This is a genomic window from Mucilaginibacter terrenus, from assembly GCF_003432065.1.
In the GTDB taxonomy this organism is placed as follows: domain Bacteria; phylum Bacteroidota; class Bacteroidia; order Sphingobacteriales; family Sphingobacteriaceae; genus Mucilaginibacter; species Mucilaginibacter terrenus.
This window is the reverse complement of sequence record NZ_QWDE01000001.1, coordinates 2,032,297-2,047,871: the sequence shown is the minus strand read 5'-3', so window position 1 is coordinate 2,047,871 and position 15,575 is coordinate 2,032,297. Positions and strand designations below refer to the sequence as shown.

General features: G+C 45.9%; 10 protein-coding genes. 9 read left to right on the top strand and 1 reads right to left on the bottom strand.

The annotated features are described in order from the left end of the window. The first annotated feature begins 1 nt into the window (after position 1). The 6 genes from xrtN (at position 2) to DYU05_RS09120 (ending at position 9,053) form a co-directional block, all read left to right on the top strand. Positions 2-1,339, top strand: coding sequence for an exosortase N (gene xrtN / locus DYU05_RS09145; RefSeq protein ID WP_117382640.1), 1,338 nt, complete (start codon positions 2-4; stop codon positions 1,337-1,339). Then, positions 1,336-1,911 (top strand): hypothetical protein, encoded by a 576-nt coding sequence (locus tag DYU05_RS09140; protein WP_205771822.1) that lies wholly within the window; start codon positions 1,336-1,338, stop codon positions 1,909-1,911. Before xrtN ends, DYU05_RS09140 begins: the two co-directional genes overlap by 4 nt. Then, positions 1,911-2,315, top strand: a complete 405-nt coding sequence (locus DYU05_RS09135; protein WP_117382639.1) for a ribosomal maturation YjgA family protein — start codon at positions 1,911-1,913, stop codon at positions 2,313-2,315. The genes DYU05_RS09140 and DYU05_RS09135 overlap by 1 nt, the downstream gene beginning before the upstream one ends. After that, a complete protein-coding gene (locus DYU05_RS09130) occupies positions 2,308-3,081 on the top strand; it encodes an oxygenase MpaB family protein (protein ID WP_117382638.1) in 774 nt (257 codons plus the stop codon). Before DYU05_RS09135 ends, DYU05_RS09130 begins: the two co-directional genes overlap by 8 nt. Positions 3,082-3,174: 93 nt before the next feature. Continuing rightward, positions 3,175-3,360: a hypothetical protein gene (locus DYU05_RS09125; RefSeq protein WP_117382637.1), complete on the top strand. Its 186-nt coding sequence runs from the start codon at positions 3,175-3,177 to the stop codon at positions 3,358-3,360. Between the two features lie 302 nt (positions 3,361-3,662). Next, the gene (locus DYU05_RS09120; RefSeq protein ID WP_117382636.1) at positions 3,663-9,053 is read left to right on the top strand and encodes a cadherin-like beta sandwich domain-containing protein; all 5,391 of its coding nucleotides are present in this window, start codon (positions 3,663-3,665) and stop codon (positions 9,051-9,053) included. Between the two features lie 21 nt (positions 9,054-9,074). Here DYU05_RS09120 and DYU05_RS09115 read toward each other — a convergent pair whose 3' ends face one another. Then, complete coding sequence (locus DYU05_RS09115; RefSeq protein ID WP_117382635.1) at positions 9,075-10,217, bottom strand: acyltransferase family protein; 1,143 nt, start codon at positions 10,215-10,217, stop codon at positions 9,075-9,077. Between the two features lie 193 nt (positions 10,218-10,410). On the opposite strand from DYU05_RS09115, the gene DYU05_RS09110 reads away from it, so the two are divergent. The 3 genes from DYU05_RS09110 to DYU05_RS09100 all read left to right on the top strand — a co-directional run bounded on the left by DYU05_RS09110 (position 10,411) and on the right by DYU05_RS09100 (position 15,531). Beyond that, positions 10,411-11,259: a metallophosphoesterase family protein gene (locus tag DYU05_RS09110; protein ID WP_117382634.1), complete on the top strand. Its 849-nt coding sequence runs from the start codon at positions 10,411-10,413 to the stop codon at positions 11,257-11,259. Between the two features lie 386 nt (positions 11,260-11,645). Continuing rightward, on the top strand, positions 11,646-13,001 hold the full coding sequence (locus DYU05_RS09105) for an AGE family epimerase/isomerase (RefSeq protein ID WP_117382633.1): 1,356 nt from the start codon (positions 11,646-11,648) through the stop codon (positions 12,999-13,001). A gap of 28 nt (positions 13,002-13,029) precedes the next feature. Then, on the top strand, positions 13,030-15,531 hold the full coding sequence (locus DYU05_RS09100) for a glycoside hydrolase family 9 protein (protein ID WP_117382632.1): 2,502 nt from the start codon (positions 13,030-13,032) through the stop codon (positions 15,529-15,531). Positions 15,532-15,575: the final 44 nt, after the last annotated feature.

Sequence of the window (15,575 nt, the reverse complement as noted above, 5' to 3'; positions counted from 1 at the left end):
CATGATAGCTTTAACATTAAAACTGCCGCTTAAATGGCATGCTGCAGTGGTTCTGGTTGCCATTTATTCAGGGCTGCTGTTATGGTTTGTGCCTCATTATTTTAACTGGACGGCAGAAATGATTTGCGGGTTAATGCTGGTGCCATACATCTGCACAATGGATGCGCAGCGGCGGTCATTACGCTACCTGGCTCCCGCGCTGCTGTTCATTACCCTGGCTATGCTGATGCCGGTTAATACGCTGTTTTTCCTGGCCATGCTGTTTGCCGCGCTGCTGCTTATAGAAAGTAGCTTTGGGCGGGTGAGTAACATACTGTTGTTCCTGCTGCTGCTTATTTCGCCCGTGTTCAGGCATTTTACACGCTTGTGGGAGTTCCCCATGCGTTTGTGGCTTACCGAGAAGGTAGCGGCTGTAGTAAACTTGCTGGGTATGCAGGCCAGTGCTGTGGGTAACCAAATTCAATTGGGCAAATACGAGTTCTCTATAGATACTGCTTGCGCAGGGCTCAACATGCTGGTAATGTCGGTGATTATCGGCCTGTTCGTACTGGCATGGTATCAAAAGCATGTTGGCAAGTTTTTAAGTGTTCTATCCATATTGCTGTATGTCGGCTTTGCTGTAGCACTCAATGTGCTTGGCAACTTCTTCAGGATACTGTTTATTGTGATTTTCAAGATCATGCCGGGCACATTCTTTCATGATGTGATTGGCATTATTTGCCTGGCCGTATACGTGCTTTTACCACTTTTAGTACTTACTAAACCTATCCTTATCCGCCTCGGGAACGGGCGCAGTGCTGTTGGTGCCGCTATTGAGCCTGCGCTCCATTACCCGTGGTTACATGCTTTACTGTTGGCTGCCATTATGTTTACAGCGGTACGGGTAACCAGTGCCGACAGCTTTGTAAAACCTGCAGCAAACTTTACTATTAACGGCTACAGCCAACAGCAGATGGATGGTGGTATCATGAAGTTTGAGAACCGGCGTACGCTCATTTACTGTAAGCCGGCCGCCTTTTACGCTCCTGAACATGACCCTATGATCTGCTGGGTAGGCAGCGGCTACACCTTTACCAACATCCGCCAGGAGATGGTTGGCAATACCCGGATTTACCTCGCTACGCTGCAAAAAGGTACAGATCGCCTTTACTCGGCATGGTGGTTTGACAACGGCAGCATAAAAACAGTGGACCAGTTTGCATGGCGCTGGACTGCTGCAAAAAGCGGCAGCCGGTTTTACCTTGTAAATGTCAGCGCATCCTCACCGCAAGCATTGCGCGAAAGAGTAGGGGAACTTTTAAGTAAAAACCTGTTTAAAACATCAACAACAATAAAATGAATACAACATTGCCCGCCGGCAACAGCGCTTGCCTGAACCGGCACATCGAAGATCTGAAAAGCCCTATAAAATCAATGCATACGATAAACTACGAACACCTCATGCGCCGAACCAGGCTTTGCATTGGCATTGTTATATTCGGCTTGTTTATTAGCGGAGTTACCGCATTCCCGCTGGAAACTGAGCTTAAATGGATGGCAAATCAAAGCAACGATTTGCCACAATATGTTCAACATTGGCTGGACACAGTCTACGGAGCAATAAAGACAAGCAACAATACATACCCATTTCTAAGTTACGGTACCGATTGGCTGGCCTTCGCGCATGTAATGTTGGCTGTGCTGTTTATTGGTCCGTGGCTTAAGCCGTTGCAGAACATCTGGGTGGTTCAATTCGGAATGATCGCTTGCGTGATGATACTGCCGCTCGCTTTTATTATGGGGCCAATAAGGGGTATCCCAATCTTCTGGAGCCTGGTTGATTGTTCTTTCGGCGTGCTGGGTATTATTCCGCTTTACATCGCTTATGATGGCATCAAAAAACTTGCTGTTTTAAATAGGAGAGGATTATAATGCGTATCAAATTTAACGGCCACTACTTCGCCTTGGCCGTGCTGCTGTTTATAACGGAAGTACTTATCGGAGTTTACATGAACGATAAAATCATTCGCCCTTACGGCGGCGACTTCCTGGTGGTGATATTAATGTACTGTGCATTAAGGGCTTTTGTAGTAATAGATACACAAAGGGCTGCCATTGGCGTATTGGTTTTGTCCTACATAATAGAGTTTGCACAATATTTTCATCTCATCAATTTACTTGGCTGGCAGCAATCTGCGATTGCGCGCAACTTATTGGGTACAACCTTCAGGTGGGAAGATATGCTGGCTTACACTCTTGGCATCCTATTGGTAGTAATAATAGAACGATGGCTGAAAACTAGGAACTCAGCGACACATCCAAACGCAAATGCCTGAAACAGAACAGCAATACTTTGTACCAAAAGGCTCCATCGTTCGCGAAATTTGGGGCAAGGCAGATAACATCATGTTTATCTTTGCCGCTTCTGCCGCGGAGTTCGCCCTGAACAAGGCGGTAGACTGGCTGTACTTTACCGGCAAGCTGCCCGCCGATCCGCTTGGGAGGTTGTTCTCTACCGTTAGCTATGCGCGCATGATCATCTACTCGGATTATGATGGTGCCATAGCCGCCATTAACCGGATAAACGCCATACATGCAGGCGTAGAGCAGGCACGCGGTGCACAAATACCCGATTGGGCCTATCGCGATGTACTTTTTATGCTGATAGATTATTCGGTACGCGCGTTTGAACTGCTGGACCGTGAACTTACCGATGACGAAAAGGAGGAGGTATTTGATGTGTTCTACAGTGTTGGCCTGCAAATGGGGCTTAAGGACATGCCCTTTAATTACCGGCAATGGACAGACGTACGGGTGCAGCATTTGCAGCAGCACCTCTTAAAAAGCAACTTTGCTATTGACCTGTTTAAACAATATAAAAAACACCTCGGGCCGATACGGTACCAATTGCTAAAACAGGTGCAATTGCTCATGCTGCCGCCTGATGCTAAAAAGCTGCTGCCGATAACCAAAGTGTCTTACCTGTCGCCGATAATCTCATTCTACAAGTTGAGCAGGCTGCTAAAACTTGATGGTGTTCTGAAAGAAGCAATCCTTCCGGCTGAATACAAAGACCAGATAAAAGCGCTTGATACTGATTAAAATATTTGCAGATGATCAAAAACATACAATCTTGGGCAGGCGTTATATAAGTGCCGTACACGTACCCGGCACACGTTAATACCAAAACCAATTATGCCTACTCAAATTACCGGGCTTATACTATTACTGGGGCTGATGCTATTTGCATTATACCCACTTATGAAGAAGCGGCGTAAATCAAAGCCGAGGGTTGATACCGATACCCGAAATGCTAATTACGCCATTAACGCTGATGGTAAGCTGGAGCGCATACGTGGTAACAGCTTTATCAACGATTGAAAATATTCTAAATAGTCTAGATCGTTTTGAGGCTCCAGCAGATAACAGCCTGTTTATCATTAGCCTAAATTAGCTCAGGAAAATTATTAATTTTGAAGTTGAATACGCTGATTAACAGCCTTACTCATATAGGTAAGGTGTGCGTCGGCTATTAAATGACCTAACTGCAGGCGAATGCCCCATAACCCCGTAGTTAACAACAATGATGTAATTTGCCTTAGTATAGCAAGGTAAGCTTATGCTTTAAATAGCTGATGTGTTGGTTTGTACTCAATGGAATGTAGCACCCGCCTGGTTTATAAATGAAGAAACTTTTACGCTCATTATTCCTGATCTTTTCTTCAGCAGCGTGTTTTGCGCAGGCTCCTAATATAACTTATTCTACTCCGCAGGTTTACATGCTTGGGAGGGCAATAAACAACTTGTCGCCTAATAATACGGGTGGTGCAGTCCCCGCTACCGTTTACGGGCAGGTATCCGCATTTGTTGGTTCGCCAAACAGTGCTGGTTCTATAAATGCCACTGGCAACCTGGCTAAATTTAACCAGCCGTATGGGCTTGCAAGAGACTCAAAAGGAAATATCTACGTTGCAGATTATGGCAACAACCTCATTCGCAAAATAACAACCGCGGGTGCTGTCACCACTTTCGTGCCTGCCGCCGCAGGTCTCTTAAATCCTACCGGCTTAGCTGTAGATGCTGCAGATAACGTATACATAGCTGATGCAGGCAACAACCTTATCAGGAAAGTTACGCCCGCAGGTGTGGTGAGTACTTTTGCTGGTGAGGGAAGCTTTGGTTATGATGAAGGTCCGGCTGCACTGGCAACGTTTGCTTTTCCTGCCGGAGTAGCTGTTGATGCTGCTGGCAATGTATACGTGGCAGACCTGAATAATAATGCTATCCGTAAGATATCCAACGGAATAGTAACTACACTTACTGGTAAGGCCGGACAAGGTTTTATTAATGGTACATTAGCTGAGGCAAAATTTAATCACCCATTCGGTATCACCATCAGTTCCTCCGGCGATATCTTTGTAGCCGATCAGGCTAATAACGCCATCCGTAAAATATCAGGGACGCAGGTAACAACTCCGGCTGGTAACGGAAGTGCCGGAGCTGATAACGGCTCAGGGTTGACTGCCAGCTTTTCGGCTCCGCAAGCACTCACAACAGATGCAGCAGGCAATGTTTATGTGGCTGATGCCGGCAATAATCTTATTCGCAAAGTTACATCTTCAGGTAATGTAACAACCCTTGCGGGACAGGCCGGCGAATACGGGTCAGATAACCTGGTGGGTACCCAGGCTACTTTCTGGTACCCGGACGGTATAGTTGCAGATGGCCTTGGTAACGTTTACGTAGCGGATCAAGGCACACACATTATACGCAAGGTCGCGGCAGCAGGCTACACCATTAGCCCCGGGCTGCCGGCAGGTTTAAGTTTTGACGGAACCAGTGGCATTATTAGCGGCACCCCTACAGAGCTTAGCCCTGCAACTAATTACACTGTAGTCGCCTACAATGCAAAAGGAAGCAGCACGGCAATCATAAACCTTGAAGTACGGGAAATAACCAGTGACGCTACGCTAAGCAGCCTTACAGTAGATGCCGGGCCGTTGAGCCCGGCGTTTGATCCGTTAAAAAGGAACTATGCCATAGCAGTGCCTAATACCACGGGTACCATCAGTGTAACGGCAGTCACTACAGATGCTACTGCAAAGGTAAAGGTCAACGGCATTTTGCAGGCAAGCGGCGCACAATCCGGCGGTATAGCTTTGAACACAGGCGGTAACACCATTTTAGTTGACGTTGTGGATAAGAATGGCATAACGTTGTTAACTTACAAGGTACTGGTGAACAAGGCACAGCCCCCGTTGCCACAAGCGCCGGTTATTAGCTACCAAACACCGCAGGTGTATAGTTTAGGCGCGCCTATCAGCCCTTTATCGCCCGTTAACACTGGTGGTGCTGTGCCTGCCAACCGTTTTGCTGAAGTAACGACTTTCGCTGACGGCCTTAACGGACCAACAGGAGTTGCAACAGATGCTGCAGGAAACGTTTATGTTTCAGACTACGGTAATAACCAAATTGTAAAAATCACCCCGGCTGGTGTAAAGTCTGTCTTTGCGCCATCATCAGAAGGTTTCATTGGTGCCTGGAGCCTGAGTACTGATGTTTTCGGGAATGTATATGTTGCTGATACCGGGAACAACCTAATCCGTAAAATTACAAGTGCGGGGCTGGTAAGTATATACGCGGGTACAAGTGAATACGATTATGTGGACGGACCTGCTGCCGGAGCAAAGTTCAGGACGCCATATAGTACCACGACAGATGCTTTGGGAAATGTGTATGTAGCCGATGGTGATAATGATGTAATCCGTAAAATTGACGTTAACGGAGACGTTACTACATACGCGGGCAACAATGTAACAGGCCTTTTAAACGGCCCTGCTTCGTCTGCAAAGTTTGATGATCCAATTGGTGCAGCAAGCGACGCGGCAGGTAACGTATACATTGCCGACAAAGGTAACAACGTTATACGCCTGGTAACCAAGGATGGTGTTGTAAGTACTTATGCCGGGAGCGGGGCAGAGGATGTTGACGACCTTAATGGCACATCAGCCGCTTTCTTCAGGCCACATGGTGTTACAGTGGATGCATTGGGCAATGTATATGTTGCTGATTCTTATAATAGTAAAATAAGAAAAATTGCACCTTCGCGGGATGTTACTACACTGGCCGGTAATGGATATTATGGCCTGGAAGATGGTATAGGGACCAAAACGAATTTTAACTTACCCATGGGGGTGGCTGCTGACCGATTTGGGCACTTGTATGTGGCAGACCAGGGAAACGGCGCTGTCAGGAAAATAGACATTACAGGTTACCAGATAAGCCCCACCTTGCCTGCCGGACTGGTGTTTGATGCAAAAACCGGCACCATAAGTGGTACCCCAACTGCCCTGAGCCCTGCAAAAACCTACACCATTACTGCTTACAATACAGGTGGCAGTAGCCAAGCAACACTCAGCATAGCTGTGTTGGAACATTCATCAGAAGCCAAACTAAGCTCCCTGGTTCCAAGTCCGCTTTTTGATTTTACTCCGGTGTTTGATCCTACTACAGAGGCTTACGCAGGTTCTACTTCAGCTACATCCATTACCTTAACACCAACGGCTATTAGTTTGCAGGCCAACATCAAGGTACAAGGTGTAGATGTTGCAAGTGGAACTGCTTCGCAGCCAATAAATTTGGCATTAGGTATTAATGTTATTAAAGTTAAGGTAACTGCTGACGATGGCATCACCACAAAAGAATATACCGTAACTGTCACCCGCACGCTGCCATCTTCTAACTCAGCTTTAGCGGCATTAACCACCAGCACAGGAACGTTAAGCCCGTCATTTGATGCCGCCACAACAAAATATTCTGTAATTGTTGCTAATACCACAACAGCAATCAAATTTACGCCAACAACCAGTGACACTAAGGCAACCGTAACTGTCGCTGGCGTGTTGGTAAACAGTGGTACAGCCTCGCAAGATATTAATTTGAGTGTGGACGATAAGGTGATAAATGTTGTTGTTACGGCGGAAAACGGCAGTACAACCACTTACGAGGTTACCGTAACAAGGGCCAAATCCTCCAATGCCGATCTTTCGGCGCTTGCGCTTAGCACCGGGAGTTTAGATCCTGCTTTTACGTCAGGAACCACAGGTTACAGCGCAATTGTACCAAATAACGTTACATCAATAAGCGTTACCCCAAACGCGGCTGATAACAACGCCACCATTAAGGTAAATGGTATTCCTGTTGCAAGTGGTTCGGAATCACAAAATATTCCATTGGCCATTGGGCCAAACATTGTTATTATAGAAGTGACCGCGCAGGATGGCACAACCATTAAAAACTACACCGTTACGGTGACGCGTGAAAAGTCGTCCAATGCAGATCTTGCTGGTATAACCCTAAGTGAGGGTAGCTTAAAACCTTCATTTTCCGCGGGTATAATAACTTACACAGCCGGGGTATCTAATAGTATCAGTGGTATAACCATAACAGCGCCTGCTGCAGCGGCCACATCAACCATTACAATAAACGGGACTGCAGTTCCATCGGGGTCTCCTTCAGGGATCATCCCGCTTGTTGTTGGTGATAACCCTATTGCTATAGTGGTAACAGCCGAAAACGGTACTCAGAAAACTTACACGGTGACAGTCACCCGCGAAGCGTCCGGGAATGCCAACCTAATCAACCTTGCATTAAGTAATGGTACGCTCAATCCTGTATTTGATGGCTCTATAATAAGCTATACAGCCACTGTAGCCAATGCGATAACGGGTATAAACGTCACACCAACGGCTGCAGACGCCAACGCTGGTATAACAGTAAATGGCAGCGTGGTAGCCAATGGTACGCCATCCTCAAACCTGCCGTTAGTTGGTGAGACAAATACTATAACAATTGTAGTAACCGCTATAAACGGGGCAACCAAAACCTATACGGTAACCGTTACCAGGCTCAAATCGTCCAACGCGGACCTGAGCAACCTCAGTGTTACTGCCGGGCCGCTTACACCGGCATTTTCATCCGGAATGACTTCTTATTTGATAGAAGTGCCAAATAGCACAGTAAGCACCACAGTTACAGCCACCACGAGTGATCCCGGCGCTACAATGGAGACTTTTCAGCTGCCGCTTACCAATGGTGTACCGTCGGGGCCAATTGCGTTATCTCCGGATATCAACAATGTAGATGTTATTGTTACTGCTGCAGATGGTACCACAAAAACCTATAAAGTGGTGATCAGGCGTGCGTTTAGCAACAATGCCAACCTTAACAACCTGCAACTTAGCGCAGGGATACTCTCGCCGTCATTCTCGGCAGCAGAGGTAGATTACCAGGTTGTTGTACTTAACGCCGTGGACCGAATCAGGGTAACACCAACCGTGGCCGACGCTAATTCGGTTGTAAGTGTAAACGGGTCAACAGTAAACAGCGGCTTAGCATCCGGCGACATCCTGCTTAACGAAGGCAACAATACTATCCTGGTGCTGGTAAAAGCCGCCGATGGAACCGAGAAGACATATAGCATACATGTAGTGCGCGAAATACGGCCACCATCATCTGATGCAGCTCTTGTTTCGCTCACGCCAAGCGAGGGTACACTTAGTCCGTCGTTCAACACCAATGGATTGTCTTACCAGGTGTTGGTGAAAAATGATGTGAGCACCATCAACTTAACGCCGGTAACCAGCAATCAGCTTGCTACGGTAACCGTAAACGGTGTGCCTGTTGCAAGCGGCAGTGCATCACAGGATATAGTACTTACTGATGGCGAAAACCAAATATTTGTTGTGGTTATAGCCGAAAATGGTAAGAGCCGGAAAACCTACTCGGTAACAGTGAACAGGGGTGCACTGGCCATGGTGCTGCCAAATGCATTTACGCCAAATGGTGATGGGTTTAACGATACCTGGAAGCTGGCAAAAATTGAGCTCTACCCAAATTGTACTGTAAGAATTTACAACCGTGCAGGACAGCAGGTATTCTCATCAACAGGCTACAGTATACCCTGGGATGGAACCTATAACGGTAAACTGTTGCAACCAGGCGTATACTACTATGTTATAGACCTGAAGCAAGGGCAGGGCATACGGTCAGGGTCGGTGACGATTATCAGGTAGATTTAACGGTTTAAGCGCGTGCTATAATTTTTTGTCATCTATTTTAGGTCCGAAGCGTTCTCTCAAAGCAGTCATCTTCAACTCAAAAAAGCGATATTGCAGGTAAGAGATTAAAATTGTTGTACCCCATATTTCCGCTACTTTAAGGATGCCATTTCTTGGCTTTACAATTTGAAGTATAAATTGAATTATTAGTGGATGTACAAGATATACAGAATAGGAGATTAGGCTAATAAATGTAATTAACCGTACAGGTAAACTGTTGCTCTTCACCTGTAAGTCGTGTAAAAGTGGCAGCATCATTGCTATCGAGAGGCTCATCAGGCTAAAAAGTAATGTCTTAGTGAAAGTATTTGGCTCACCATTTTGCAGGCCGGTAGTGAAATCGAAGTTAACAACGTACTGCTGAAACAATATGATCATCATTAGCAAAAAAAGCACTCCACCTGCTACAAACAATGTGTTTTTGTACCGGGTCCATTTAATTTGATAATAGTACTTGACAAAGGCAGCTAACACGCCCAACCCAATAGCGTCCAAACGAATAAAGGTTATCTTTCTGTACCCGCCGTCCCAGGATAGATGGCTGGTGTGAGATAAAATAATTCGTGCAAAAAGTGGTAAAAAAATAAAGGTGCAAATGGTTGTGATAAGAGAGGATTTTCTTGACCGAAAGACAAATTGCATAGCAAAGAGAACAAGAGGAAAGGTCAAATAGAACCATTCCTCCACGCTTAGGCTCCATGCAATTCCAAAAAACTTGTTCGATTCTTCACTTACGAAATCCTGAGTAAACACAAAAAAAGATAATAATTTGAGCTTACTAACGGGAAGTGATGTTGTTGTGAGCAACACAAAGGATAAATACACAAGCAACATAAAATAGTAGTTTGGCAGCGTACGAAACCATCTTCGTATCCAAAACAACTTAATAGTTTTAAAGCTGGTTGTTACCTCTTTGTCCACAGCGTTTATCAGGATAGTACCTATCAAAAAGCCGCTGAGTACAAAAAACAACTCGACACCAACAACTGCCGTGTAAGCACAGATATAATGGATTATTTTTCTTGACGAGATTATAAAAAGGGTATGTGCGGTAAGCACAAAAAGAACTGCAATACATCTTACCAGGTCAAGGCCAAAAATGCGTTTGTCAATAGTCATTTACGACACCAATATAAAGGTAATCACCCGAGTTTGATCAAACAGCTGAAATAAATGTCAAAGTTTAGTTTTAAAGTTAATTACACAAAATAATTGCTAGCTTTCTTTTGCTCTGCAAACTCTGGGCTAGTAGCAACTTAACTTTCTACTTACATCTGGTTAACACGGCCCTGCTATTTTTACCAAAAAACGCATGAGCTCACGCAGGAACTTTATTGCAACAACCCTTACAGCAGCAGCCAGCCTCACTCTTTTGCCGTCGGTAAATAGTTTTGCAAACATTGGTAATACTTATCGCCGTAATGGCGATACAAAGCCAAAGCTGCGTTTTGCGCTTGCGTCGGATATCCATTACGGGCAGCCGGGTACACCTTTCGACGAGAACACCGGCAATATGGTGAAATGGCTGAATGCAGATCATGCCGCCAATCACCTGGATATGATTATTGTGAATGGCGACCTGGTGCATGACCGTACGGATTTGCTGCCGGTAATAAAATCTAAATACCTGGACAAGTTCAGCGTGCCTTACCATACCATCCCCGGTAACCACGACCGTGCTGATGCACAGCTATGGAAAAGCGTATTTGGTTATGAAGATCGGTACACGGTAGAGCATGGCGATATTGCTTTTGTGCTGGCCAATACAGCTGACACACAAGGCAAATACGTTTGCCCGGATAACACCTTTATCAAAGCATCACTGGAGAAGTTCAGGTCGAAAAAGATCGTCTTTGTAATTCTGCATATTCCGCCGGTAATGTGGTCAAAAGATGATGTTTTTGTGGATTGCCCGGATACCATGGAACTGCTGCACGGCTACCCAAATGTTAAGGCCACTTTCCACGGCCACGATCACCTGCTGGATGGCGTCCGCTACACTGGTAACAAGTTCCCGCACTTTTTTGATTCGCACATTGGCGGCAATTGGGGCACCGATTACAAAGGTTACCGTATAGTAGAAGTGGATGAAAATTACCAGGTATACACCTATCAGGTGAATGCCAGCCAAAACCCCAGGCTAAATAGCAACAAGCTCTAATAAATTACCTTACCTCCCAAATAAGTGTTTCGGTTAGGATTACTCCTTTAGGGTGTATAAATCGTATTGTGTTATCAATCAATAATTTAGGAATTATCACCGTTGTTTCAGAGTGTTTCGCTTGTAATGTTTTTGATTTATAAAGCGCTGATTTTCAAAACTAAGTTGTTTCAAACACCTGTTTAGTGTTTCACCTGTTTCAAGCGAAACAGCAACACTCCATTTTGGTGCCCTTAGCCACCGGGAAAGATTTCCATTAACATATTTTTCATCCTTTTTAACATACGTGTTACCCGCTACCCGGCATTTACAATAATTTTATCCTGCCTTTATTATGAACAAGATGCCGCAACCTGCCTGCATCTTAGTAAACCATTTTTTTGCCTATGAGGTCGAATTTTATAAAAAATATGGTGTTGCTGTGTGCTTTTTGGTGTGGCGAAGGTCACGCCCAAACCCGCGCGCAGATATCAGCTGAAATGAAACATTCCATGGTGGATGAACTGCTGAAACCCTGGTATCCAAAAGCTATTGATACGTTGTACGGCGGGTTCCTGAGCAGCTTTAGCTATGAATTTAAACCTGTAGGCAGCCAGGACAAGATGATAGTGACCCAGGCACGACATGTTTGGAGTAATAGCAAGGCAGCAGAACAGTTCCCTAAAGTAGAGTACTACGCAGAGGGCGCAAAACATGGCTTCCAGTTCCTGAAGAACGTGCTTTGGGATAAGCAATATGGCGGTTTTTACACCTTTACAGACAGGCAGGGCAATCCTAAACAAGGCAGCTTTGCGCCGAAAGAAGCTTACGGAAACTCATTTGCCCTTTATTCATTGGCGGCTTATTACCACCAGTCGCATGATACTGCCGCGCTTAACCTGGCTAAACGTTCTTTTGCCTGGTTGGAGCAGCACAGCCATGACCCAGTTAATAAAGGCTACTTTCAGCACATGGAGCGCGACGGCACCCCAATAAGGCGGCCGGCAGGCATCCGTCCGAATGCGGAGACCGGTTATAAGGACCAGAACACATCCATTCACTTACTGGAATCGTTTACGGAGCTGTACCAGGTATGGCCAGACCCGCTTTTGCGTACACGTTTACAGGAAATGCTTGATCTGCTAAAAACAAAGATTATACACCCTAAAGGCTATCTTCAGCTTTTCTTCCAAACTGATTGGACTCCCGTTAGTAACCGTGATTCATCCGCAGCGGCTATCCATAAATACAGCAGTATTGATCATGTATCATTCGGCCATGATGTAGAAACCGCTTACCTTATGTTGGAAGCTACCCAAGTGCTAGGTAATAAACACGACACCGCAGTGCTTAAGCTCGGAAAAAAAATGCTTGATCACGCGCTGGAGAACGGGTGGGACAGTAAAGCAGGCGGCTTTTACGATGAAGGTTATTACTTTAAAGACAAGCCAGGCATCACCATATTAGCAGACACCAAGAATTGGTGGGCACAGGCAGAGGGGCTTAACACTTTGTTGCTGATGAGCAGGTATTTTCCGAACGACAAGCATCAATACTATGGCAAGTTTGTACAACTTTGGCAATACACGCAAACCTACCTGATTGACCACGAGCACGGCGACTGGTACCAGGGCGGGTTGGATAAGCAGCCGCAATACAAAATGGCGCTGAAAGGGCAGATCTGGAAAGGTACATATCATACCTTACGGGCGCTGATGAACTGCATAGCCCAGCTGAATGCCAAGCCAACCCACAAGAAATAACTAATCAACATAGCTTTTACAACTATATATGTTTACAAAAAGAATTTTGGCTGCCGCCTGTTTAACGTTCCTAATAGGCGCATCGCCGGTAAAGGCCCAGGTAAAAAAGAATACCGTCGGCATGGTGCTTAACAACCTTGAGTACCTGGAATACCAGGGTGTGAACGTGATGCTGGCCCATGACTTTTATCCCGAAGGCCATCAGGGTGGGGTAGGCATCATCCAAAACGGACAGCGTACAGCTACCAACGGAGACCTACGGCTGGAACCTACGCCCGGGCAGTGGTCGCCCATACCAAAGGTTGGTAAACGGGTGATAGATAAGGCTACAGGGGAGGTAAGCGTACGAATGGAGTACCCTAATCCCGAAATCAACCGTAAAGGCTTTAACCCAATTATTTACCCTGATTTAAATTTCGCCTATACCATCAGAGTACAGCCGGTGGGTAAAGCTTTTAAGATTATTATTGATTTGGACAAAGCCTTGCCTGATGACTGGATAGGCAGAGTGGGCTTTAACATAGAGCTGTTTCCGGGCATACTGTTCGGCAAGTCCTTTTATATGGATAAGCAGTTCGGCATTTTCCCGCAGCAGGCAAACGGCCAGATTTATAAGAGCAAATACGGCGAGAATGAAGTAACGCCAATTGCCACGGGTAAAAAGCTGACCATTGCTGCAGAATCCGATGCGCAGCGCATGGTCATTGAAAACCTTAAAGACAGCAACCTTCAACTGCTGGATGGGCGCGCCAAGCACAATAACGGCTGGTTTGTGGTACGTTCGCTTATTGCAAAAGGCGCTGTAAAAAATGCTATAGAGTGGCTGGTAACGCCAAATGCTATCGCAGGCTGGCAATCTTCTCCTGTGGTACAGGTGTCGCAGGTTGGTTACCATCCGTTGCAGCAGAAAATGGCGGTGATTGAATTAGATAAACACGACAAACGCCGCCTGCAGGCAAGCTTGCTCCGCGTGAATGAGAATGGCGGATTTGAAACTATTATAAAAGCTGCGCCTGCAGATTGGGGCGACTTCCTGCGTTACCATTACCTGCGGCTGGATTTTACCAGCATTACCAGGCCGGGGATGTATGTGGTTAAATATGGCAGCTACCAAACCGAGCCGTTCCAGATCAGCAAAAATGTATTTACTACTGATGTTTGGCAGCCTACGCTGGAATACTTTCTACCTGCACAGATGTGCCACATGCGCGTGAACGAAAAATACCGTGTATGGCATGGCTTATGCCACATGGATGATGCACGTATGGCACCTATAGATTCCAATCACTTTGACGGCTATATACAGGGGCATAGTACGCTAACCAAATACAAGCCGGGCGACAATGTGCCTTATCTTAACCGTGGCGCATGGCATGACGCGGGCGATTTTGACCTTAGGGTAGAGTCGCAGGCTGAAACTGTTCATGGGCTTTCGCTCGCTTATGAGCAGTTCAAGATTGATTATGATAATACAACCATCGATCAGACTAACCATCTGGTAGAAATACAACAACCTGATGGTAAGCCGGATATTTTGCAACAAATTGAGCATGGTCTGTTGTCCATTACCGGCGGCTACCAGGCAATGGGTAGGTTTTACCGGGGTGTTATCGAGCCAACCATAAGGCAATACGTACTGCTTGGCGATGCCGCAAACCTAACAGATAATAAACCATTTGTAACCAATGCTAAAAATACTGACCCCATCCTTAACACGCCAGCTCCTGCAGATGACCGGTGGGTGTTTACAGAAGATAACCCAGCGCGTACTATACAGACTGCAGTAGCGCTGGCCGCCGCAAGCCGGGTGATGAAGGGCTATAATGATACATTATCCGCCCAGTGCCTGCAAATAGCACAGCAGGTTTGGAAGGATAATAGCAGCGCTAACGCATCACGACGGATACCATTGGCTGTTGAGTTGTACATCACCACAAAAGATAAGCAGTATTCAGATTTCCTGGTAGCCAATACAGCAGTTATAGCTCAGGGGATTGATTATAACGGTTGGATGGTGAGTCGCACCATTAACCTGATAGATGACGCTAATTACAAGCGTACCATTACTGATGGTGTCAGGAAACTTTACACCAAAATTCAGCAGCAAGGGGAGAAGACGCCTTACGGTGTGCCTTACGAGCCAAGCATTTGGGGTGCAGGCTGGGGTATCCAAAACTTTGGGTACAAGCAATACTTCTTGTATACCAACTTCCCGGATATTTTTTCCGATGACTATATGCTGCACTCCATTAACTTTATACTCGGCTGTCACCCGGGATCAAATACCTCATCATTCGCTTCGGGTGTAGGTGCCCGATCTATGACAACTGCTTATGGTTTTAACCGTGCAGATTGGTCGTACATACCGGGTGGCATAGCATCAGGCACCGCACTAATACGCCCTGATTTTCCTGAATTGCTGAAATGGCCTTATCTGTGGCAGCAGGGCGAGTACGTTCTTGGAGGTGGCACCTCTGATTATTTGTTCCTAATTATGGCAGCTGATAATTTGCTTAATAAGAAAAAATAAGTGCCGTTTTATCACTTGTATTTCCGATGTTGTAAATAATTATT